General features: G+C 69.0%; 13 protein-coding genes. 9 read left to right on the forward strand and 4 right to left on the reverse strand.

Going from position 1 to position 22,708, the window contains the following annotated elements:
- The first annotated feature begins 439 nt into the window (after positions 1 to 439).
- Together ACZ7EG_RS19645 and ACZ7EG_RS19650 are read left to right on the forward strand one after the other, a co-directional pair.
- Complete coding sequence (locus tag ACZ7EG_RS19645; protein ID WP_471079989.1) at positions 440 to 3,280, forward strand: RICIN domain-containing protein; 2,841 nt, start codon at positions 440 to 442, stop codon at positions 3,278 to 3,280.
- A 29-nt stretch (positions 3,281 to 3,309) separates the two neighbouring features.
- Positions 3,310 to 5,028, forward strand: a complete 1,719-nt coding sequence (locus tag ACZ7EG_RS19650; protein ID WP_471079991.1) for a ThuA domain-containing protein — start codon at positions 3,310 to 3,312, stop codon at positions 5,026 to 5,028.
- Between the two features lie 139 nt (positions 5,029 to 5,167).
- Here the strand turns inward: ACZ7EG_RS19650 and ACZ7EG_RS19655 are convergent, their stop codons facing one another.
- The 3 genes from ACZ7EG_RS19655 to ACZ7EG_RS19665 form a co-directional block, all read right to left on the reverse strand.
- Positions 5,168 to 6,496 carry an extracellular catalytic domain type 1 short-chain-length polyhydroxyalkanoate depolymerase gene (locus tag ACZ7EG_RS19655; RefSeq protein WP_471079993.1) on the reverse strand — a complete coding sequence of 443 codons (1,329 nt, stop codon included), beginning with the start codon at positions 6,494 to 6,496 and terminating at the stop codon, positions 5,168 to 5,170.
- A gap of 155 nt (positions 6,497 to 6,651) precedes the next feature.
- Positions 6,652 to 8,154, reverse strand: coding sequence for an arabinofuranosidase catalytic domain-containing protein (locus tag ACZ7EG_RS19660; protein WP_471079995.1), 1,503 nt, complete (start codon positions 8,152 to 8,154; stop codon positions 6,652 to 6,654).
- A gap of 73 nt (positions 8,155 to 8,227) precedes the next feature.
- Complete coding sequence (locus tag ACZ7EG_RS19665; RefSeq protein WP_471079997.1) at positions 8,228 to 11,782, reverse strand: ThuA domain-containing protein; 3,555 nt, start codon at positions 11,780 to 11,782, stop codon at positions 8,228 to 8,230.
- 532 nt (positions 11,783 to 12,314) lie between these two features.
- Here ACZ7EG_RS19665 and ACZ7EG_RS19670 point away from each other — a divergent pair.
- The 6 genes from ACZ7EG_RS19670 to ACZ7EG_RS19695 all read left to right on the forward strand — a co-directional run bounded on the left by ACZ7EG_RS19670 (position 12,315) and on the right by ACZ7EG_RS19695 (position 20,300).
- The gene (locus ACZ7EG_RS19670) at positions 12,315 to 13,826 is read left to right on the forward strand and encodes a sugar ABC transporter ATP-binding protein (protein ID WP_471080000.1); all 1,512 of its coding nucleotides are present in this window, start codon (positions 12,315 to 12,317) and stop codon (positions 13,824 to 13,826) included.
- Positions 13,823 to 14,794, forward strand: a complete 972-nt coding sequence (locus ACZ7EG_RS19675) for an ABC transporter permease (protein WP_471080003.1) — start codon at positions 13,823 to 13,825, stop codon at positions 14,792 to 14,794. Before ACZ7EG_RS19670 ends, ACZ7EG_RS19675 begins: the two co-directional genes overlap by 4 nt.
- Before the next feature lies 1 nt (position 14,795).
- Entirely contained in the window at positions 14,796 to 15,767 is a 972-nt protein-coding gene (locus ACZ7EG_RS19680; RefSeq protein WP_471080006.1) for an ABC transporter permease, read from the forward strand.
- A 22-nt stretch (positions 15,768 to 15,789) separates the two neighbouring features.
- Positions 15,790 to 16,962, forward strand: coding sequence for a substrate-binding domain-containing protein (locus ACZ7EG_RS19685; protein WP_471080009.1), 1,173 nt, complete (start codon positions 15,790 to 15,792; stop codon positions 16,960 to 16,962).
- 4 nt (positions 16,963 to 16,966) lie between these two features.
- Positions 16,967 to 17,848 carry a sugar phosphate isomerase/epimerase family protein gene (locus ACZ7EG_RS19690; protein ID WP_471080012.1) on the forward strand — a complete coding sequence of 294 codons (882 nt, stop codon included), beginning with the start codon at positions 16,967 to 16,969 and terminating at the stop codon, positions 17,846 to 17,848.
- Positions 17,849 to 17,999: 151 nt separating this feature from the next.
- A complete protein-coding gene (locus ACZ7EG_RS19695; protein WP_471080412.1) occupies positions 18,000 to 20,300 on the forward strand; it encodes a ricin-type beta-trefoil lectin domain protein in 2,301 nt (766 codons plus the stop codon).
- Between the two features lie 57 nt (positions 20,301 to 20,357).
- Here ACZ7EG_RS19695 and ACZ7EG_RS19700 read toward each other — a convergent pair whose 3' ends face one another.
- Positions 20,358 to 21,128 carry a FadR/GntR family transcriptional regulator gene (locus ACZ7EG_RS19700; RefSeq protein ID WP_471080015.1) on the reverse strand — a complete coding sequence of 257 codons (771 nt, stop codon included), beginning with the start codon at positions 21,126 to 21,128 and terminating at the stop codon, positions 20,358 to 20,360.
- Between the two features lie 158 nt (positions 21,129 to 21,286).
- On the opposite strand from ACZ7EG_RS19700, the gene ACZ7EG_RS19705 reads away from it, so the two are divergent.
- A complete protein-coding gene (locus tag ACZ7EG_RS19705; RefSeq protein WP_471080018.1) occupies positions 21,287 to 22,558 on the forward strand; it encodes an ABC transporter substrate-binding protein in 1,272 nt (423 codons plus the stop codon).
- The last annotated feature ends 150 nt before the right edge of the window (positions 22,559 to 22,708 follow it).

Consider the following 22,708-nt stretch of genomic DNA (forward strand, 5'->3'; position numbering starts at 1 on the left):
CGGCTGCGGTGGCAGGGTGCGTTCGTGGTCGGCGAAGGTGTGGCCGGGCTCGGCCGGGCTGTCGCGCGGGCGGAGGCGATGACGCACCCGTCTGCGTCCCGCCGATCCGGGTGGGAGATGGCACCGAGTCCTGACAGGGCTCGGGCCCTTCGTAACTTGCTCCACTACAGACCAAAAGCCTAGCTGGTCCGGAGGGAAGTATGGACGTAGTGGGCTGAAGCCCTCTAGTCTTGTCGGTGTACCGTCACGGTCGTCGATGTGATCCGACAGCGCGGTAGCCATCGACTTCTCCTGTTTCCGAGCTGTTGCCCCCGCTCGGCGTAGTGGCCTGCTGAAGCACACCTAGCGGGCCGAAGCGACGCATCTCGCTACGGCATCGGCGCGGCAGCGCGCGCCCCAAGCCTGGCAGCCACCTGTTCAGGAAGGGGAGTGCATTGTCATGTTCATGAGAATCAGGGCTGCAGCCGCGCGCTGGCCGGCCATAGGTTCGGCTCTGCTCCTGGTCGCGGCCACTCTCACCGCGGCCTTGTCCAGTACGACCCCGGCCTCGGCGCACCCGATCAACGCCGCCGACTTCCAGCAGGTCCAACTGGCCCGCGGAGTCGCGGAGGTCGGTGAGCCGATGTCGCTGGCCGTACTCGCCGACCGGTCGGTGCTGCACACCGCCCGCAACGGGACCGTGCGCCGCACGGATGCGGGCGGCACCACCACGGTGATCGGCAGCATCCCCGTATACGTGCACGACGAGGACGGCCTCCAGGGCATCGGCATCGACCCGGGTTTCGCCACCAACCGGCACATCTACCTCTACTACGCCCCGCCGCTGTCCACACCAGGAGGCGACGCACCGACCACCGGCGGCAACTGGTCGGCGTGGCAGGGTGTCAACCGGCTTTCCCGGTTCACGCTCAACGCCGACTTCACGCTCAACCAGTCCAGCAGAGTGGACATCCTCGACGTGCCGGCCGACCGAGGCATCTGCTGCCACGCCGGCGGAGACATCGACTTCGACGCGGCAGGCAACCTGTACCTGTCCACGGGCGACGACACCAACCCGTTCGAGTCCGCCGGATATTCCCCGCTCGACGAGCGGACCGACCGCAACCCGGCGTTCGACGCGCAGCGCACCGCCGCCAACACCAACGACCTGCGCGGCAAGATCTTACGGATCAAGGTGAACGGGAACGGGTCGTACTCGATCCCGGCAGGCAACCTGTTCCCGCCCGGCACGGCCAGGACCCGGCCGGAGATCTACGCGATGGGCCTGCGCAACCCGTTCCGGATGAGCGTGGACAAGGCCACCGGCATCGTCTATGTCGGCGACTACGGCCCCGATGCCGGGGCCACCTCGGCGCGCGGGCCGCAGGGCCAGGTCGAGTTCAACCGCGTCACGGGCCCGGGCTTCTACGGCTGGCCCTACTGCACCGGCACGAACACGAGCTCCGAGACGTACGCCGAGTGGGACTTCGCCACCAACACGGCAGGCGCGAAGTACAACTGCTCGGGCGGGCCGACGAACAACTCGTTCCGCAATACCGGCTTGAGCACGCTGCCCCCCGCCAAGGCCGCCTGGATCCGTTACGGCGGCGACGCCGGCAGCCCGTCGGCGTTCGGCGGCGGCGCGGAGTCGCCGATGGCCGGCCCGGTGTACCGGTACGACCCCGAGGTCAGCTCGCCCACGAAGTTCCCGCAGTCGTTCGACGGGCAGTTCTTCGCCACGGAGTTCGGCCGCGGCTGGATCAAGCCGATCCACCTCAACGCCGACGGCTCCCCGGGGACCATCGACAGCTTCCCCTGGAACGGCAAGCAGGTGATCGACTCGGCGTTCGGCCCGGACGGCTCCTACTACGTGCTGGACTACGGCTCCGGGTGGTACCAGGGCGACCAGAACTCCGCCCTTTACCGCTTCGACTACGTCGGCGGCGGCAACCGGGCGCCCACGGCGATGGCCGGCGCCAACCGGACCTCCGGCGCGGCGCCGCTGACCGTGACCTTCTCCTCGGCCGGCTCATCCGACCCTGACGGTGGGGCACTGACCTATGCGTGGAGCTTCGGTGATGGCACCAGCTCCACCGACGCCAACCCGACGAAGACGTACAACACGAACGGCGACTACACGGCCAAGCTGACGGTGCGCGACCCGCAGGGTGCCACCGGTACCGCCGAGGTGCGGATCACCGTCGGCAACACCGCGCCGACCGTGACCATCAACAGCCCCGCCGCGGGGGAGATCTTCGCCTTCGGCGACACCGTGCCGTTCCGTATCACCGTGACGGATCCCGAGGACGGCACCGTCGACTGCGCCAAGGTCAAGCTGACGTACATCGTCGGTCACGACAGCCACGGCCACCCGATCACCTCGAAGACCGGTTGCTCCGGCACGATCACCATCCCGGTCGACGGTGAGCACGACGACGCGGCGAACATCTTCGGGGTCTTCGATGCCGAGTACACCGACAGCGCCGGGCTCACCACGCACACACAGCACATCCTGCAGCCGAAGCACCGGCAGGCCGAGCACTACAAGACATCGTCCGGCATCGCCGTCTTCGACAAGCCGACCGCCGAGGGCGGCAAGTCCGTCGGTGACATCGAGAACGGCGACTGGATCGCGTTCGAGCCGTACAAGCTGAGCAACGCCACGTCGTTCAGCGCCCGGGTGTCGTCAGCCGGCGCGGGCGGCACCTTGCAGGTCCGGGCCGGCTCGCCGACCGGCACCGTCCTCGGCTCCGCCACCGTCCCGGTCACCGGCTCGTGGACGAACTTCACCACCGTGAGCGGCTCGATCTCCGGCGCACCGGCCGGCACCACCACGCTCTACCTGACCTTCACCGGCGGCTCCGGATTCCTCTTCGACGTCGACGCGTTCACCTTCAATCCCGGCGGCGGCCCGACCCCCGGCGCGGGTCCGATCGTGGGGCTCGCGGGTAAGTGTCTGGACGTCCGTGACGGCGGCTCGGCGGACGGGACGGCGGTGCAGATCTCGTCGTGTACGGGCTCGGCGGGGCAGCGGTGGACGGTGACGCCGGGGTCGACGGTCAAGGCGTTGGGCAAGTGCCTGGATGTCAGCGGTAACAGCACGGCCGACGGGGCGAAGGTCCAGTTGTGGTCGTGCAACGGTGGCGCCAACCAGAACTGGCAGGCGTCTGCGGACGGGTCGCTGCGGAACCCGCAGTCGGGCAAGTGCCTGGACGTGTCGGGCGCCGGCTCGTCGGACGGCACCCTCGTGCACCTGTGGACCTGCCACGGCGGAGCCAACCAGAAATGGACCCTGCCCTGATTTCTGTCACCCGGAAGAGAGCGACGGACATGCGCAGACAACCCCGAAGCCTGCTCGGCGGGGCGGCCGCGACACTCGCCGCCCTGGCCCTCCTCGGGCAGCCCAGCCCCGTCAATGCCGCGGACACGGCCTACGACGTCCTCGTGTTCTCCAAGACGGCCGGATTCCGGCACGACTCGATCCCGGCAGGGATCCAGGCCATCCGCGACCTCGGCGCCGCGAACAGTTTCACGGTGACGGCCACGGAGGACGGCAACCACTTCACCACGAGCAACCTGAGCCGTTACGAGGCGGTGGTCTTCCTCAACACCACCGGCGACGTTCTGAACGAGGCCCAGCAGTCGGCGTTCCAGTCGTACATCGGATCGGGCGGCGGCTTCGTCGGCGTCCACTCGGCCGCGGACACGGAGTACAACTGGCCGTTCTACGGCGATCTGGTCGGCGCCTACTTCGCCTCGCACCCCGCTGTCCAGCAGGCCGACGTCAAGGTGGAGGGGCGGGCGCACGCGGCGACCGCCCACCTGCCGCAGACATGGACCCGCACCGATGAGTGGTACAACTTCCGGACCAACCCCCGTACCACCGCGCGCGTGCTCACCACGCTGGACGAGTCGTCGTACTCGGGCGGCTCGATGGGCGCCGACCACCCGCACACCTGGTGCAAGACCCAGTCGGGGGGCCGGTCCTTCTACACCGGCGGCGGGCACAGCCAGGCGTCGTACGCGGAGCCGGCGTTACGGGCGCACCTGCTCGGCGGTATCCGGTACGCGGCAGGCCGGACCAAGGCCGACTGCCGGCCCGAGACCGGCTATACGACCCTCTACAACGGCTCGACCACCGGCTGGTCGCAGGCCGGCCCGGGCGGCTTCACCAACTCGGACGCCACCCTCGCCTCGTACGGCGGCTTGGGCATGCTCTGGTACAGCGCCCGGCAGTTCACGAACTACTCGCTGAAGCTGGACTGGAAGACGGCCGGCGACGACAACTCGGGTGTGATCGTGGGCTTCCCACCGTCGAGCGACCCGCAGTCGGCACTGAACAACGGCTATGAGGTCCAGATCGACGCCACCGACGCGCCTGACCGCACGACTGGCTCGATCTACGCCGTCAAGGCCCCGGACACGGCTGCCCGGGACGCGGCGCTCAACCCACCGGGCGAGTGGAACACCTTCGAGTTGCTGGTGGAGGGCGAGCGGCTCCAGGTCTGGCTCAATGGCGTGAAGATCAATGACTTCACCGACACCGACCCCGCCCGCTCCCTCGCCGGCCACGTCGGCATCCAGAATCACGGCACGGGGGACGACGTATCGTTCCGCAACGTGCGGATCAAGGAGCTGGGCGGCAGCCCGCCGCCCACCCCCGGCGTGGGTCCGGTCGTGGGGCTCGGGGGTAAGTGTCTGGATGTCCGTAACGGTGGCTCGGCGGACGGGGCGGCGGTGCAGATCTCGTCGTGTACGGGCTCGGCGGGGCAGCGGTGGACGGTGACGCCGGGGTCGACGGTCAAGGCGTTGGGCAAGTGCCTGGATGTCAGCGGTAACAGCACGGCCGACGGGGCGAAGGTCCAGTTGTGGTCGTGCAACGGTGGCGCCAACCAGAACTGGCAGGCGTCTGCGGACGGGTCGCTGCGGAACCCGCAGTCGGGCAAGTGCCTGGACGTGTCGGGCGCCGGCTCGTCGGACGGCACCCTCGTGCACCTGTGGACCTGCCACGGCGGAGCCAACCAGAAATGGGCCCTGCCCCCCGCCTGAGCTGACGCAGCACGCTGGAAGGGCCACCTGCCACGGTGCGGTGGCCCTTCCGAGTTCTACGAACGAACGCCGGGTCGACCGACGGTCAGGCCGGTGTACGGCTTTCTCTGTTCGGCGGGCAGAAGGACGGCTCCGCCGCTCAACGACGGCTCCACTGCTGGTTGGTGCCGCCGTTGCAGGACCAGAGGGTGATCCTGGTGCCGTTGGCGGTGCCGCCGGCGTTGGCGTCGAGGCACAGTCCGGACTGGACTCCGGTGACGGTGCCGTCGGGGTTGACGTTCCACTGCTGGTTGTTCTGGCCGTTGCAGTCCCAGATGACGACGGCGGTGCCGTTGGTGGTGCCGCGTCCGCTGGCGTCGAGGCACTTGTCGCCGTGGACGGTCAGTTGTTTGTCTGCCGTGTAGGTCCAGGTCTGGCCGGCTGCGCCGGTGCAGTCCCAGAGTTGGGTCTGGGTGCCGTTGGTGGTGCCGGCACCGGGGACGGTCAGGCAGCGGCCGGACTGCGCGCCCACGATCTGCTGAGCCGTCGTCGGCGGTGGGGTGGTCGGCGGCGCCGCGTCAAGGCCGAAGAAGCGGATGGTTTCCGCGGCCTCGTCCGGCAGCCCGTGCCCCCGGCCCTGCAGGCTGATCGCCTCGACCGGCGCGGCGCCGCCCGTACCGCCGTACCGGGTGCGGGTGTAGCCGGTCTTCGGCGAGTCGGTGAACACGGGCGTCTGGCTGAGGCCGTGCACGTTCGTCCACTGCTCGACCTGCTCCCCGAAGTTGGGGTACCGCAGGATGTCGTCATCGGTGCCGTGCCAGATCTGCATCCGGGGCCGCGGCCCGGTGTACCCCGGGTAGGCGTTGCGTACCAGGTCACCCCACTGCTGCGGGGTCTTCGTGATCCGCCCCTGGGCGCAGTCGGAGTTCCACTCCGAGCCGTTGGTCGTGGCGAAGCAGGCGAACGGTACGCCGGCGATCGAGGCACCCGCGGCGATCACGTCCGGATAGAGGCCGAGCAGGACGTTGGTCATCATCGCCCCGGACGACTCACCGACGGCGAAGACCCTGGCGGGATCCACGGGGTACCGCTGCTTCACGTAGTCGACCATCGACATGATCCCGACCGGGTCACTGCCTCCGCCGCGCCGCAGTGCCTGTGGCGACGCGACGTCCCAGCACTTGCTGCTGCGCGTCACCGACGGGTAGATCACGATGTAGCCGTACCGGTCCGCCAGCGAGGCGTACGGCCTTCCGTTGTGGAAGGCCGGGCCACTTCCCCCGCAGTAGTGCGAGGCGATCACGACGGGGGGCCGCGCCGCCAGGCGGTCCGGCACGTACAGGTACATGCGCAGGTTCGTCGGGTTGGTGCCGAAGTTGGTGACCTCGACGAGCGTGGCAGCGGCTGCCGGCGACGCGACCGCCGGCCCTCCGAGTGACGCCACCGCCATGGCGAGCACCGCGGCGACCGCCATGAAGATCCGTCTCATCTCTGAGCTCCTCGGTAATCCGTAGGACCACGCTGATGGAAGTGGTGGGCCCGGCTCGCCGGGAAGGGAGTGAAGGCGGCACGTGATGTCACGTACCGCCTTCACCCGTCCGCCCATGCTCGAGTCCGGCGCTGGTTGGTGCAGTACGGAGCGACTCAGCGGTAGCCGGCGGCGATGATGTTGGCTTGTACCGCGTTCTCGGTTGCGTCGGACGGGTATCCGGACACCATCGCGCCCTCGTAGAAGGTGCCGGCGCTGAGGTTCGCGCCGCCGCCGGGCTTGCAGCAGTCACCACCGCTGCCGAGGATGATGGCACCCTGCTTCTTCATGGGGCTGTAGCCGGGCGGAAGCGCGCCGTCCCAGAGCGTGGTCAGGCTTCCGGTCTGGGCGTTCCCACCCTTGAGCGCGAAACGGCTCGTCCCGTTGTTCTTCAACATCGCCGTCACGAACTTGCTGGTGAACGCCCGCTGGTTCGGGTTCCAGGTCTGACTGCCACCGGAGTAGAGCCCCCATTCGAGGTCGGCCTGGACCCAGGGGCCCCTGCCGGCGCACCCGCCGAACCAGCACTGGGTGCTGAAATTGATGGCGTCCATCGCCCCGGCCGCGTCGGCCGCTCGGGTCGTCTCGCTGTTGCCGTAGTCGAAGCAGCAGCCGCCGTTGACATGGGTGCCGCTGGTCACCATGTACATGCCTTCAGGGGCGCTACCGGTCGGCACGCCGGTCAGGTGGCCGTCCCGCCAGTAGCTGTTGCCGGGGTTGATGTAGAGCGAGTAGGCCTTGCTGCCGCCGACCGCCAGCGACTCGGACGTCGCGATCGCCGGGCGGCTCTGGGGGGAGCCGGGAACCACACTCGATCCCTGGTACCACAGGTCGTTCCCGCGGCCGGACTGGTCGTAGACGACGGTGATGACACAGGTGGTCCCCCCGCAGAACGAGTCCTGCGTCGTGGCGTCGGCGGCGCCACCCGCGCTCAGGACGCCGATGTTCCGGGTCGTGCTGTCGGACGAGCGCCGGACCTGGTAGAGGTTGCCGTTGTAGGTGCCGTAGAGCGCTCGTACGGTGCTGTGGGCGGCGATGCAGGGGGTGCCGCCCGAGGCGTAGATGTCGCACGTGCCCGCGCCGCCCGGCACCGGCGGGTCCGGTGGGTCCGGCGGCGGGGTCGGCGAGTTCCACTGTTGGTTGGTGCCGCCGTTGCAGGACCAGAGGGTGATCCTGGTGCCGTTGGCGGTGCCGCCGGCGTTGGCGTCGAGGCACAGTCCGGACTGGACTCCGGTGATGGTGCCGTCGGGGTTGACGTTCCACTGCTGGTTGTTCTGGCCGTTGCAGTCCCAGATGACGACGGCGGTGCCGTTGGTGGTGCCGCGTCCGCTGGCGTCGAGGCACTTGTCGCCGTGGGCGGTCAGTTGTTTGCCGGTCGTGTAGGTCCAGGTCTGGCCGGCTGTGCCGGTGCAGTCCCAGAGTTGGGTCTGGGTGCCGTTGGTGGTGCCGGCGCCGGGGACGGTCAGGCAGCGGCCGGACTGCGCGCCCACGATGGGGGCGCTCCGCCCGGGTTCGATCGGTGCCGCCACCGCGGTGGCGCCGACGGCGACCAGCACCAGGACGGTGCCCAGCGCGGACAGCCGTCCGTACCGGCGGGGCCGAGGTATCCGAAACCTCATGGGAGGGTTCCTCACCTGTTCGTAGGGAGGGATGCCCGGCGCGCAACCGCGCCGGGCATCCCGTCCGGACGGGCTATACGGCGGTGAACCGCCACTGTTGGTTGGTGCCGCCGTGGCAGCTCCATTGCAGGAGTCGTGCGCCGTCGGCCGTCGAGCCGCCGTTGACGTCGACGCACAGTCCACTGGGGAGACTTTTCATCGTGTACACGCCCACCGTGGTGGTCGGTGTGACGAGGAACTTCTGCGGGTCGCTGTTGTTGCAGGTGGACTGCTGCAGGAACGCGCCCTGGGCGGTGGACCCGCCCGTGACGGCGAGGCACTTGTCGCTGTGCACCGCCTTCAGATAGACGGCGTCGCCACCGGCGTCGACGGCCTGCCACTTCTGGTTGTTGCCGCCGGTGGCCGGCCACTGGACGATCTGGGTGCCGTCAGCGGTCGAGGCGTCGCTGACGTCCATGAATTTGCCGCTGTGCTGCGCTGCGACCGTCCAGGTCCGACCGGCCACGCCGCCACCGCCGCCACTGCCCGGTTCGCCGACCCCGTTGCCGCCGAAGGTGAGCGAGTCGAGGTCGAACCAGTTGTTCGAGGTGCCCTTGAACACCAGGTAGAGGCGGTGCGAGCCGGCGAGATCGGCAGTGTTCACCGCCCGCGTGGACTGGTAATTGTTCCAGCCGCCGGTGCTGGGCACCGGTGTCGTGGCCAGGAGCGTGCCGGTCGGGGAGTCGGCGCGCAGTTCGATCGATCCGCCGCCGCTCGGCGACGACAGGCGGTAGCTCACGCTCGTGATGCCCGACAGGCTCATCGGGTTGAACGCGATCCAGTCGCCGTCGGAGATGTTGCCGACCCGCTTGCCGCTCTCCGCGCCGGACTGCTCGACGATCTGCACACCCGACTGGTCCGTGTAGAACTCGGCCTGCTTGTGCTTGGGCTGGAGGATCGCGTGAGCGTAGCCGGTGAGCGGGTTCGCACCCCCGGGGCCGCCGTCGTCGGTGTAGCGGGCGTTGAGGACGTAGTACAGGTTGGCGCCGTCAGGGTGCCCGCCGAGCACCTTCGTGTCGATGGTGCCCGAGCACCCCGGGTAGTCCGTGGTCTCATGCTGGTGGTCGTCATGGCCGAGGGCGGGGTTGACGAACACCTTGCTGCAGTCGATGGGCGCGCCGCCGGGGTCCGAGACGGACACCTTGTACGAGACGCGGTCGCCGAAGTCCAGCATGCCGCCGCCCGGCGGAATCGTGAGGGTGACGATCGGTGCGGTGTTGCCCACGGTGATCGGCACGTTGGCGAAGGCCGTCCTGCCGGTGTTGTCGGTGACCTTGAGCTGGGCGGTGTAGTTGCCGTTGGCGGTGTAGGTGTGTGACGGGTTGGCCGCCGTGGACGTGGTGCCGTCGCCGAACGTCCAGTGGTAGCTGAGCGTGCTGCCGGGATCCGGGTCCGTGGACCCCGCGCTGCTGAACTGCACGTTCAGTGGCGCGTTCCCGTTGGTGGGCGTTCCGGTGGCTTTGGCGATCGGAGACCGTCCGCCGTGGTTGTAGTCGATGCGGTAGAGCCCCGAGTCGTTGTTGCCACCGCCGAAGTTGGTGCCCCACTCGAGCAGGTACAGCGAGCCGTCGGGCCCGAACTCCATGTCCATCGGCTTGAGGAACTTGGCGGCGGGCATGAAGGGGTTGGTCCGGGTGACGGCGGTCGCGGAGTCGAAGTGGACCTCCTTGACGGTGTGGCGCGACCACTCGTAGAAGAAGTGGACCCCGTCGTAGTAGGGCGGGAACTTCGTCTCCGACGGGTTCGCGGCGTTGTAGCGGTAGACCGGTCCGCCCATCGGCCCCGAGCCGCCGGAGCCGAGTTCGGGGAAGTTCGGTGAGACGCCGTAGCCGTACCACATGTTCGGCGCGACGATCGGCTTGAGGCTGGTCAGGCCGGTGTTGTTCGGTGAGTTGTTGACCGGCGCGTTGCAGTTGAACTTGGGGCCGACGACGCGGGTGTCCGGGTTGTAGGGCGCGTAGGCCTGGTTGTCGCCGTGGCAGAAGGGCCAGCCGTAGTTGCCCGGGGACTTGATGACGTTGAGTTCGACGAGCCCTTCGGGGCCGCGGTTCGTCGCGGGCGGGTTCCGGTCCGGGCCGTAGTCGGCGAGGTAGACCCAGCCGTTCTCCGGGTCGATCGAGAAGCGGAACGGGTTGCGGAAGCCCATCGCGTAGATCTCCGGCCGGGTCTGCGCCGTGCCCTGCGGGTAGAGGTTGCCGGCCGGGACGGTGTAGCCGCCGCCCGCCGACGGCCGGATGCGCAGGAGCTTGCCCCTCAGGTCGTTGGTGTTGCCGGCGGTGCGGGCTGCGTCGAGGTTGGCCTTGCCCAGCCGCCAGTCCAGCGGGGCGTAGCCCTGCCAGTTGGAGTCGAGGTTCGGCGGGACGTCGTCCCCGGTGCCGATGTAGAGGTTCTTGTCGGGGCCGAACTCGATGTACCCGCCCGTGTGTCCGGGCTCGGCGAACGTGCGGTCCCGGGTCGCGGGGATGTCGATGATCGTCACCTGGCTCGACAGGTTCAGGGTGTCGCCGGTGAGCGTGAACCGGGAGACCCGGTTGATGTCGTTCGGGACTCCGGCCGGGGAGTGATACAGGTACACGTAGCCGTTGTCGGCGAAGTCGGGGTCGAGCGCCAGTCCGGTGAGGCCGTCCTCGCCGCCGGTGTAGACGCTGAGCGTGCCGGCTGTCACGGTTCTGTTCGTGGTCGGTTTGAAGATCTTCACCTGCCCGCCCCGCTGGACGTAGAGCACCCGCCCGTCCGGGGCGACCGCGAGGGCCATCGGGTCCGCGGTGTTGTCGTCGAGGGTGCGCTTCTCGAAGTTGCTCCACACGGTGCCGCCGCAGTCGCCGGGCTCCTTGCCGGCCGCCCACTTGACGCCCCCGAGGACGTGGTTGCGGAAATGGGTCTCGCTGTAGGCCGCGCTGCTGTGCCCCATGGCGGTGGCCCACACGCGGCCGCCGCCACTGTTGCGGCACCAGGAGATGGGGTGGTCCGGCCCCATGGCGCGCGGGCCCGGGTTGTACGTGCGCTCGTCCGCGGTGACCAGGACATGGACGTCGCCGCGGGGGTTGCGGTCGAAGTTGTACCACTCCTCGCTGCGGTTCCAACGGTCAGGCAGGCCGGCCGTCGACGGGTGCTTCTTGTCCGCGACGATGGCGGTGCCGGGCAGCACGCCGGGGGAGTGTTCCGGCATGTGTGCGCCGCCGTTGATGGTCTGGTCCCACCACGGGTACTCGTTCTCGACGCCCATGTCTGTGGCGTTGTGGATCGCGACGATGCCCTTGCCACTGGCGAGGTAGCCCTCCACCGCCTGGCGTTGGGCCGCCGTGGTCCACACCATTCCCGAGGTCTGGAACATGATGAGCACGTCGAAGGTGGCGAGGTTTGCCGGGGTGAATACGCTCGAGTCCTCGCTGTGGACCAACTCGAAGTCGTTGGCCGCCGCCTGCTCCCGGAACATCGACAGGCCGGCCGGGATCGAATCGTGCCGGTAACCGGCCGTCTTCGTGAAGACCAGGGCTCGAAAGGCCGGCGCCGCTGACGCCGGTTGGGCGACGACGAGCGACAGGAGCACGCTCGCGATCGCCCCGAAGATAACGATGATGCGACGCAATGCCGTCTCCTATTTCGGCGGAGCAACGATGGCATGACCACGGGCACGCGTCGGCCGCACCTGAAGATGCGCCGGAGTGCCCGAGCGCGTCGTAGGCACGCGTGTGCCGTCAGTTCGTCGTCCCGTCCGCCGTGACGGGCAGTCAAGTCCCTACGGAAGCAAGGGGAGTCACACCAGATGCGACCGTCTCCCGTGGTCTGCCGGCCAGCATGCAGCGGGGTATCGCAACAGTCAATATGAATCGGGTGCGGCCGATTCCATAACACTTTTTGCGCATCAATCGTCGTGGTTCGGCGCGCGACTGTCGTCGGGCCGATTCCATAACACATTTTGCGCATCAGTCGTCGTGACTTGGCGCGCGACTGTGGACGGGCCGATTCGATAACAGATTTTGGCAATCAATCGCTGATGTCTGCTGGTATTGCCAGGCGCTCATTGAGGCATTTACTCTCGGGGCCGCGATGTCGCCATCGCGTCCGGCGAAAGTCCGCGGCTATTCGACCTGACGACGCGAATGCAGAGGTTACCCACGATGTCTGGCCTGCTGCCGTCGCCGCTGCTCGCTCTGCGAGGCATCGGCAAGTCGTTCCTCGGCGTGCGGGTGCTCGACGGCGTCGACCTCCAGGTCCGGCCCGGCGAGGTGCACGCGGTCGTCGGCGAGAACGGCGCCGGCAAGTCCACGCTCATGAAGGTGGTGTCCGGCGTTCACCAGCCCGACGAGGGAACGGTTGAGTTCGCCGGCGCACCGCGGACGTTCCGCAGCCCGCGTGAGGCCCAGCAGGCCGGTATCGGCATCGTCTACCAGGAGCTGACCCTGCTGCCCGAGCGCACCGTCGCGGAGAACGTCTGTCTGGGCCGCGAGCCCCTGCGCCGCGGGCTCGTCGACCGCAGGGCGATGCTCAGCCACACCGCGGGGCTCCTCGCCTCGATCGGGGAGGGCTCGTTACCGCCCGACACGCGCGTGGGACGACTCGGCGTGGCGCAACAACAGGTGGTCGAGATCGTCAAGGCGCTCGCCCTCGACGCGCGGCTGCTCATCATGGACGAGCCCACCGCGGCTCTCGCCGACCACGAAGTCGACCAGCTCTACGCGCTCGTACGGCGGCTGCAGGAGAACGGGATAGGCGTGCTGTACGTCTCGCACCGCCTCAAGGAGGTCTTCGACCTGTCCAGCCGGATCACCGTACTCAAGGACGGCCGGGCGGTGGCCACCTTGGACACCGCGGACACCAGCGCCGATCAGCTGGTGCGCCACATGGTCGGCCGCGAGCTGTCGAGCTACTACCCCGCCCCGGCGAAGCCGCAGGAGCTGGGCCCGGTGCGGCTGACTGTCCGGGGCGGAGGAAACCGGAAGCTGCGCGGCATCGACCTACGGCTGCGCGCCGGCGAGGTGCTCGGCGTCGGCGGCCTGCAGGGGTCCGGCCGGTCGGCGTTGGCCCGCGCACTGTTCGGCGCCGCACCGTTCAGCACCGGCCAGGTGACCCTCGACGGAGCGCCGGTCCGGCTGCGCTCGCCCCGCGCCGCGATACGGGCCGGTATCGCCTACGTCTCCGAGGACCGCAAGGGCGAGGGGATCGTCGCCGACCAGTCGGTGCTCGACAACGCGCTGTTGGCCGGCCGCGCCGTCCGTCCGGGCCCGGTCGGCCGCGGTGCCCGGACCGCGCGGGTCCGGGAGCTGCTCGCAGCCGTCGAGCTTCGCGCTGCGGGGGAGGACCAGGAGATCCGTTTCCTGTCCGGGGGCAACCAGCAGAAGGTCGTGCTGGCCAGGTGGCTCGCGCTCGCCCCGAAAATCCTGCTCTTCGACGAGCCGACCCGGGGCATCGACGTGGGCGCCAAGTCGGCGATCCACGATCTCGTCCGCCGGCTGGCCCGCGACGGCGCCGCCGTGCTGATGGTCTCGTCCGAGCTGCCCGAGCTGCTCGGCATGAGCGACCGGATCATCGTCATGCGCGACGGCCGGATCGCCGGCGAGCTGCCCGCCGGCGCGACAGAGGAGGATGTCGTCGCCCTGGCGGTCGGCACCGTGGGGGAGGCGGCCGGATGAGCGGCGCGCTGTCCCCGCCGGCCCGGTGGACCCCGCCCGGCGTGTTCGTCGCCCTGGTCCTCACCCTGGCGATCGGCTGGCTCATCGTCACGGTCGACGGCGGCCGGTTGTTCAGCGTGCCGACGACGGTGAGCCTGCTGCACGTCGCCGCCGGTCTGGGCCTCGTCGCGGTCGGCCAGACGCTGGTCGTCGTCGGGGGCTCGCTGGATCTGTCCGTGGCGTACGTGGTCAGCCTGAGCACCCTCGTCGCCGCCGAGACCATGGCCGGTGACGACGGTGCGCTGCTGCCGGGGATCGGCCTGACGCTCGCCGTCAGCGCCACGATCGGCCTCGTCAACGGATTGCTCGTCACCACAGTGCGGATCAACCCCTTCATCGCGACCGTCGGTGTCGGACTGCTGCTGAAGGGATACCTCGACAACGGATACGACGGCCCGGCCGGCAAGACCGCACCCGCCCTGGTGCAGGGCCTGGGGTACCAGCGCATCGGCCCGGTGCCGCTGTCGTTCCTGCTGCTCCTCGCCGTCGCCGCCGCGGTCTGGTTCGTGCTGGCGCGCACCCGCTTCGGCCACCACCTGATCGCCGTGGGCGGTGACCCGGAGGTCGCCCGGCTCTCCGGCGTGCGGAACAGCCGGGTCCTCGTCACCGCCCATGTGCTGTGCGCCCTCTGCGCCGGCCTCGCCGGGATCTACCTCGCCAGTCGTCTCGGCGCCGGCGCACCGAGGGTCGGCACCGAGGGACTGTACGACCTGGAGTCGATCGCCGCGGTGGTGCTCGGCGGCACCGCCCTGGCCGGCGGGCGCGGCGGCGTTGTCGGCACGGTCGGCGGCGTGCTGCTGCTCGCGAGCATCGACGCCGTCTTCAACCAGCTCGAGGTCGACGTGTTCTTCAAGCAGGTGATCCGCGGTGTGATCATCATCGCGGCGGTCGCCGTCTACGCCCGCCGGGCGATGCGAAAGGCGTCATAGCATGCAGATCGCGCGCCCACTGCGGCTCCTTGAGTTCCGCTCCGGCAGTCTCGCACCGATCCTCGTGATCCTGGCGGTGTTGCTGGTTCTGCTGACCGCCCGCCAACCGGACTTCCTCTCGCCGCCGTCGCTGATGTCGTTCCTCGGCCGCTCCGCGCCGGTCGTCCTGCTCGCCGCCGGCCAGTACTTCGTGATCGTCTCCGGCGAGTTGGACCTGTCCGTCGGCTCTCTGGTCACCGCGCAGGTGGTCATCGCCGCCCGGCTGATCGACGGCGATCCGTCGGCCGGCTGGCCTGTCGTCGTGCTCCTGCTCGCGTTCGGCGTCGCCGTCGGCCTCGTCAACGGCCTCGTCACCACGCGGCTGCGGGTGCCGTCGTTCATCACGACCCTCGGGATGTTCCTGATCCTCGTCGGTGCCGTGTACCTGTGGTCCGACGGTGCCCCGAAGGGCGGCCTCTCCGAGGAGTTCCGCCGGCTCGGCCGGTCGGCGTTCGAGGACGTGCCCGCGCTGGGCCGGATACCGTACGCCCTCATCGTCTTGCTGGCGGCGGCCGCTCTCGCGCTGGTGCTGACGCGTTCGGACTTCGGCCGCACCCTGGTCGCGGTCGGCGGCAACCCGCGGACCACCGAGCTGAGCGGCGTGCGCGTGTGGCGCGCCAAGACCACGGCGTTCGTCCTCAGTGGAGTCGCCGCCACGCTCGCCGCGGTCCTGATCGGCGGGTACAGCGGAGTGTCGTTCCAGGCCGGTGCCGGCCTCGAGTTCGGCGCGATCACCGCGGCGGTCCTCGGCGGTGTCGCTCTGGGCGGGGGCCGCGGTTCGGTCGTCGGCGCGATGCTGGGCGCGCTGACCCTCGAGACGCTCTTCACGCTCATGAACTTCTACGGCGTCTCCGGCGCCCTCGAACCGACCGTCCAGGGCGCGATCATCCTGCTCGCCGTGGCGGCGGCGTCCTTCCGTTTCCCGTCCAGATGAAGGGGATTCAGTGAGGCATTCCATGACGGTGCTGACCGTGAGCGCCTTACTGGTGCTGGCCGGCTGCTCCACCGACGAGCCCACGACCGGCGCAACCGGTTCGCCCTCCGCAAGCACCGGGTCGGGCACCGGGGAGCAGTCGAAGTTCTTCGTGCGGGCCGACTACGACGAGCAGCTCGCGCTCCTGGAGGCCGCGCCCACCGGGCCGGCCGGCAAGCCCTGGGAACAGGCGCTCAACCCGACGATGGTGCAGACCGCGAAGTTCAAGAAGCCCGGACCGTACAAGATCTGCTTCTCCAACGCGGGGCTGAACAACCCCTGGCGCCAGGTCGGTTTCAAGACCATGCGGGCCGAGGTCGACACGCACCGCGGCCGGATCTCCGAGTTCGTCCACGTCGATGCCGAAGGCAAGGACCAGAAGCAGATCGCCGACATCAACGACCTGCTCGGCAAGGGCTGCCACGCGCTCATCGTCTCGCCGAACACCACCGCGACGCTCACCCCGGCCGTGGAGGCCGCCTGCCGGAAGGGCCTGCCGGTCATCGTCTTCGACCGCGGCGTCGACACGACCTGCCCGGTGACGTTCATCAACCCGATCGGCGGCTACGGATTCGGCCACGTCGCGGCGGAGTTCGTCACCCGGAAGATGACGCGGGGCGGCAAGGTGCTCGCGCTGCGCATCCTGCCCGGCGTCGACGTGCTGGAGACCCGTTGGTCCGCGGCGAAGGTCGCCTTCGACAAGGCGGGCGTCAACGTCGTCGGCGTCGAGTTCACCGACGGCGACCCGGCCAGGACCAAGAAGATCGTCAACGACTACATCCAGCGGTACGGCACGATCGACGGCGTCTGGATGGACGCCGGGGCGGTCGCGGGCGCGGCGGTCGAGGCGTTCGAGGACGCCGGCAAGCCCGTACCGCCGATCAACGGCGAGGACCAGCTCGACTTCCTGAAGCTGTGGAAGGACAAGAAGCTCACGGCGATCGCCCCGACCTACCCGACCTACCAGTGGCGCACCCCGGTCATCGCCGCGCTGAAGATCCTCGACGGCGAGCCGGTGCCGAACCCGTGGAAGCTGCCCCAGCCGACCATCACCCAGGACAACCTGGACGAGTACGCCGACCCCACCATGCCGCCGCTGCACTACGCGATGTGCGGCTGCACCGACCTGCCCGGTTACCCGAAGCGCTGGAAGTAGTGCGGTGTACACCATCGGTGTCAACCCGTGGGTCTGGGCCTCGCCGGTCGACGACGCGGCCATGGCCGAACTGGTGCCGCGCATCGCCGCGTTCGGTTTCGACGCGGTCGAGCTGCCGATCGAGCAACCCGGCGACTGGGACCCGGCCCGCACCCGGGACCTGCTGGCGGCGCACGGCCTGCGCGCGGCCGGCGTCTGTGCGGTCACCTCGCCCGGACGTGACCTCGTGAACGCCCCGCCGGAGGCCGTCGCCTCCACCGTGGCGTACCTGAAGGCGTGTGTGGACAGTGCGGTGGCCGTCGGCGCGCCCTGCGTCGGCGGCCCGGTCTACGCCGCGGTGGGGCGGACCTGGCGCATGTCACCGGTGGAGCGCGCGGCCTGCTACGCGGACGTCCGCCGTGCCCTGCGGCCAGTGGCCGACCACGCGGGGGAGCGGGGCGTGAGCATCGGCGTGGAGGCCCTCAACCGCTATGAGACGAGCGTCGTCAACACGGTCGAGCAGGCGGTGGAGCTGATCGACGGCCTGCCCGCGAACGTCGGTCTCATGATCGACACCTATCACATGAACATCGAGGAGGCCGATCCCTACGAGGCGCTCGTCACGGCTGGTCCGCACCTCAAGCACGTCCAGGTCAGCGGCACCGACCGCGGCACCCCGGGCGCCGACCACTTCGACTGGCCACGCTTCCTCGCCGGCCTGGCCGCGACCGGCTACCGCGGCGCGGTGTGCATCGAGTCGTTCACCGCGCAGAACGAGGCCATCGCCACCGCCGCCTCGATCTGGCGGCCGCTTGCCCCGTCGCAGGACACCCTCGCCCGTGACGGGCTGTCCTACCTCCGAACTGTCCTCCGTGGACTGGAGAACGCTCCCTTGACCGGGTCATAGGGGTCGCGCCCGCACGCCGAGTACCCCGGTCGCGCCGTCATCCCCTTCTGCCCGGGAACCCCCACAAGGAGAAAAGGTGTTCACAACTCTCAGGATACGAAGGCGGCTGCTGGCCGGAGCCGCCACAGCCGGTCTGACCGCGACCGCCGTCATGGCGTTCCCCGCGCCCGCGTCCGCAGCTCCCCTCACTCTGTATGTCTCGCCGTCCGGCACCGGCACCGACTGTTCCAGCGCGCAGCCGTGCTCACTGACAGCCGCGCAGACGGCGGTGCGGTCGCTCAACGACGCCATGTCGGACGACATCGTGGTGCAGTTGGCCGACGGTGTGTACCGGCTGGCCCAACCCTTGCGGCTGACGGCGGAGGACTCCGGCTCAGGCGGTCACACGGTCGTGTGGCGGGCCGCCCCGTCGGCGCGTCCGGTGATCACCGGTGCCCGGGCGGTCACCGGCTGGTCGGTGGCCGACGCGGCCAAGAACATCTGGAAGGCCGACGTGCCCGCCGGCCTCGATACCCGGCAGCTCTATGTCGACGGCGCCGTCGCCACCCGGGCACGCACACAGGTGAACAGGGCCGATTTCACGGCCTCCAGCGCCGGAATGAGGTTCTCGAGCGGTGCGCTGAGCTATCTGAACAACCTGGCCGACCAGAGCCGGGTCGAGGTGGAGAGCGTCAACTCCTTCACCGACCGGTACTCGCCGGTGCAGAGCATCAGTGCGAACTTCATCACGATGCAGCAGCCGGCGTGGAACAACAACAACTTCGGCTACGACACCCTGATGCGGCCGCACCGGGCCGGTCCGTTCTACCTGTCCAACGCGTACGAGTTCCTGGACTCGCCCGGCGAGTGGTACCTCAACCCCACGGCCGGAGCCCTGTACTACATCCCCCGGGCCGGGCAGAACATGAGCACCGCCGGCGTGGAACTGCCGAGGCTGCAGTCGCTGGTGAGCGTCGGGGGCACGTACGGCGAGCCGGCGCACCACGTCACGTTCAGCGGGATCACCTTCACCGGTACGAGCTGGCTGGGCCCCAGCAGCAACCAGGGTTACGCAGACCAGCAGACCGGCGCGTACATCTCCGGCAACTGGAGCTGGCCGAGCTTCGACTCCTGCCACAACGGCTGCACACAGTTCGAGGCGGCCCGGCCGCACTGGCAGCAGATGCCGGCCGCCGTGCAGATCTCCGCCGCCGACACCATCACCTTCAGCGACTCCCGGTTCGTCAACCTGGGCCAGACGGCCATCGGTATCGGCAACGACGCGGGCGCGCACACCAGCGGCGTCGGCCTGGGCGCCCGCGGCATCACGGTGACCCGGTCGGAGATCGCCCGGAGCTCAGCCGGCGGCATCCTCGTGGGCGGCGTGCGCGCCGACGCCCACCACCCCAGCGACCAACGCATGGTCAACAGGGACATCACGATCAGCAACAACCGTATCCACGACCTCGGGGCGGACTACCGGGGCATCGTCTCTGTCCTGACCACGTACGTCACCAACAGCACCGTCGCCCAGAACGAGGTCTACAACATGCCGTACTCCGGCATGTCGATCGGGTACGGCTGGGGCTCCAACGACGCGGGCGGAAGCAACCACTATGCCAGCCGCGGCCTGTACAACTACCAGCCGCGCTACACGACGCCGACCACCGCGTCCAACAACCGGCTCATCGGCAACTACATCCACGATGTGATGCAGCAGATGAACGACGGTGGCTGCATCTACACCCTCGGATGGAACCCGAGCGCGCAGATCAGCCGGAACCACTGCCTGCGGACCAACGGATACTTCGGGGTGTACTTCGACGAGGGCTCGAAGTACTACACGGCCAGCAACAATGTCTTCTCGAACACCGGTACGTGGGCGACGGCCAACTACTGGGGTGGCGAGAACATGGGGAACTGGACCGTCACCAACAACTGGTCGACCAACGGCAGCACGAACATCACCAACGGGGACCGAGGCAACGTGGTCTCCGGCAACGTCACGGTCACCAATGGCAACTGGCCTTCCGGTGCCCAGGACGTGATGGCGTCCGCCGGACCGCAGGGCACCACCCCGCCGCCCACGGGTCAGCAGATCGTGGGCGCGCAGTCCGGCCGCTGTCTGACCGTCCCCGGTGCCGGCACCACCAACGGCACCCAGACCCAACTGTGGGACTGCACCGGCGCAGCCGGCCAGACCTGGACCTACACGGCAGACAAACAACTGACCGTCCACGGCGACAAGTGCCTCGACGCCAGCGGACGCGGCACCACCAACGGCACCGCCGTCGTCATCTGGGACTGCAACGGCCAGAACAACCAGCAGTGGAACGTCAACCCCGACGGCACCGTCACCGGAGTCCAGTCCGGACTGTGCCTCGACGCCAACGCCGGCGGCACCGCCAACGGCACCAGGATCACCCTCTGGTCCTGCAACGGCGGCAGCAACCAGCAGTGGGCACTGCGATAGGGGAATGCATCGGCCTCGCTCGCGACAGGACCCGTCCGTCGCGAGGGAGGCTCGCCTCTAACGCCGTAGCAGGGTCGGCTCTCCCGGCCCGCTGCGGCGCACCACCCACGCGTCGGTGATGTGGGTGAACATCGCCTCGGCCGCACCCTTGGGGTCGTGCGCGGCGATCCGCTCGTAGATGCGCCGATGGCCGTGGTTGGACGCGACGCAGAAGGCGCGGCCGGTTCGGCCCATGTAACGGACGGAGTCGATGACCTGCCGCTCCAGCGAACGGACCACGGCACGGCCGATGCGGTTCCCCGACGCCTGCATGACGGTGTCGTGGAACGCCCGGTCCTCTTCGTGGTACGAGGCGGGGTCGTCGACGAGCTCGTCCATCCGCTCCACCAGGCTGCGTAGCCGGTCGATCACCTCGGCGTTCGCCAGGCCGGCGGCGACGTTGGCCATGTCGGACTCCAGCACGCGGCGGGTCGCGACGAGGTGGTCGAGGATGGCCAGGCTCTCGTCTTCGGCGATGGTTGCGCCGAGGACCAGCTCGTCAAGCATGTTCCACATCGCCGGCGGCGTGACCATCGTGCCGGCGCCCTGGCGGACCTGCACCAGGCCCTTCTCCTGAAGAATCTTCACCGCCTCGCGGACCACGGTGCGGCTGACCGAGAAGGTCTCGCAGAGCACGGGCTCGGGGGGTAGCGGCGAACCGGACGGATGGACTCCACGAACGATCCGCTCCACCAGCTCAGCCGTGACGGCGGCGGCAAGGTTCGCCGGGCGTCGACTCCAGGCGGGAGCCTCGGAGGCCGCTGTGGATGACTGCGGTACTGCCGTCATGGCACCCCCCGGGACCCGTGCCGTACCACGGATGCTCGCCCACTATACGGCATCCGGTTGACGTCATACGTCATACGAGTTACATACGTCATACGAGTTGCGTTCCTCCTCAACCTCAACTGCCGGACAGCCGGCCACCTCAGGAGAGTGGGGCAGCGATGAAGCAGCGAACACTGTGGTCGGCGACCCTGGTTGCCGGGCTCCTTGTCTTAGCCGGCTGCGGAAGCGCCTCCGACCCGGATTCGGCGTCCGGTGGTTCGAAGGGCAAGCTCGTCGTCTGGGACTGGAAGTCCGGCGACGCCACAGCGTCCTCGTACGTCAAGAAGGCCAAGGCCGACTTCGCCGAGCAGCATCCCGGCGTGACGGTCGAGTTCGTCGCGCAGCCCTTCGAGCAGTACTACACCCTGCTCGGGGCCGCCATCCAAGCCGGCAAGGGGCCGGACGTCATGCTCTTCAACGGCGGCGGGCAGATCCGTGACCGCGCGGACTCCCTTCTGCCGTTGGACGAGTACGTCCGTGATGACAACAAGCGGCTCGCCGGGTGGGAGGCCTTCACCAAGGACGGCAAGACCTACGCCGCTCCGGTGACCTTGCAAGGTCACCCGATCTACTACAACAAGTCGCTCTACCGGAAGGCAGGGCTGGACCCGGAGCAGCCGGCCACCAGCTGGGACGAGTTCGTCGCCGACTGCCGGACCATCACCAGGGCGACCGGTGCCAGATGCTTCGCGCAGGGCAACAAGGAAGGCATCGGTATCCAGTTCTTCCTGTCCGGACTCGGCTCGGGCATCCTGTCGCCCACGGAGTACGACGACTGGATCGCCGGCAAACGAGACTGGTCTTCGCCGGCGGTCAAGCGGGTCTTCTCGCTCTGGAAAGAGGCCAACGACAAAGGCCTCAACAACGACGGGGCGAACTCGACGGCGATGTTCAACGACGCGTTCGCGGTGTTCCAGTCCAACAAGGCCGCCCACGTCATCGGGTTGATGTCGGACATCGGGCACTGGAAGGACTTCGCCGAATTCCTCGACGCCGACGATGTCGGCGTCATGAAGTCGCCCGTCGTCACGGCCGGTGCCACGCCGAGCCTTCCCTACGACGGCGGCATCGGCTACGCCGTCGCGAAGTGGACCAAGGACCCCGAGGCCGCCGCCGACCTGGTGCGCTCCCTGACCTCGACCGACGCACTGAAGTCGTTCTACGCCGACGCGGGCGCCATCACGGCCGACCGCACCGTGGACGTCTCGAGCGCCGGCCCGGCCGTCGCCACCATCGTGTCCGAGATCGACCGTGGCAAGCCCGCCCTGCATGTGGCCCTGCCGTCCAAGACGGTGGACCTGATGGGGCGGCTGTCCCAGCAACTGCTGAGCGGATCGGTCACGGTCGACGCGGCGGTCAAGCAGCTGGCGGCGTCCGACCAGGCGGGCTGAGGCCATGTCACCCATTGGTTCGTCGGGCCGCGCTGCTCAAGCAGGGCGGAGCGACGGGGCGCGAGCAGGTGAGGCGGTAGATGGCCGCGGCCCTGCGTCGAAGTCTCCGCCGGTCCGGGGCGGCCGGCGCGCCGACCGCCTCGCCCCCTA

It is taken from the genome of Streptomyces sp. NPDC037100 (genome assembly GCF_055606225.1).

What these genes read in the sequence shown, in the direction of transcription:
- ACZ7EG_RS19645 (WP_471079989.1), top strand. Translation starts at nt 440, where the DNA reads ATGTTCATGAGAATCAGGGCTGCAGCCGCGCGCTGGCCGGCCATAGGT.
- ACZ7EG_RS19650 (WP_471079991.1), top strand. Translation starts at nt 3,310, where the DNA reads ATGCGCAGACAACCCCGAAGCCTGCTCGGCGGGGCGGCCGCGACACTC.
- ACZ7EG_RS19655 (WP_471079993.1), bottom strand. Translation starts at nt 6,496, where the DNA reads ATGAGACGGATCTTCATGGCGGTCGCCGCGGTGCTCGCCATGGCGGTG.
- ACZ7EG_RS19660 (WP_471079995.1), bottom strand. Translation starts at nt 8,154, where the DNA reads ATGAGGTTTCGGATACCTCGGCCCCGCCGGTACGGACGGCTGTCCGCG.
- ACZ7EG_RS19670 (WP_471080000.1), top strand. Translation starts at nt 12,315, where the DNA reads ATGTCTGGCCTGCTGCCGTCGCCGCTGCTCGCTCTGCGAGGCATCGGC.
- ACZ7EG_RS19675 (WP_471080003.1), top strand. Translation starts at nt 13,823, where the DNA reads ATGAGCGGCGCGCTGTCCCCGCCGGCCCGGTGGACCCCGCCCGGCGTG.
- ACZ7EG_RS19680 (WP_471080006.1), top strand. Translation starts at nt 14,796, where the DNA reads ATGCAGATCGCGCGCCCACTGCGGCTCCTTGAGTTCCGCTCCGGCAGT.
- ACZ7EG_RS19685 (WP_471080009.1), top strand. Translation starts at nt 15,790, where the DNA reads ATGACGGTGCTGACCGTGAGCGCCTTACTGGTGCTGGCCGGCTGCTCC.
- ACZ7EG_RS19695 (WP_471080412.1), top strand. Translation starts at nt 18,000, where the DNA reads ATGGCGTTCCCCGCGCCCGCGTCCGCAGCTCCCCTCACTCTGTATGTC.
- ACZ7EG_RS19700 (WP_471080015.1), bottom strand. Translation starts at nt 21,128, where the DNA reads ATGACGGCAGTACCGCAGTCATCCACAGCGGCCTCCGAGGCTCCCGCC.
- ACZ7EG_RS19705 (WP_471080018.1), top strand. Translation starts at nt 21,287, where the DNA reads ATGAAGCAGCGAACACTGTGGTCGGCGACCCTGGTTGCCGGGCTCCTT.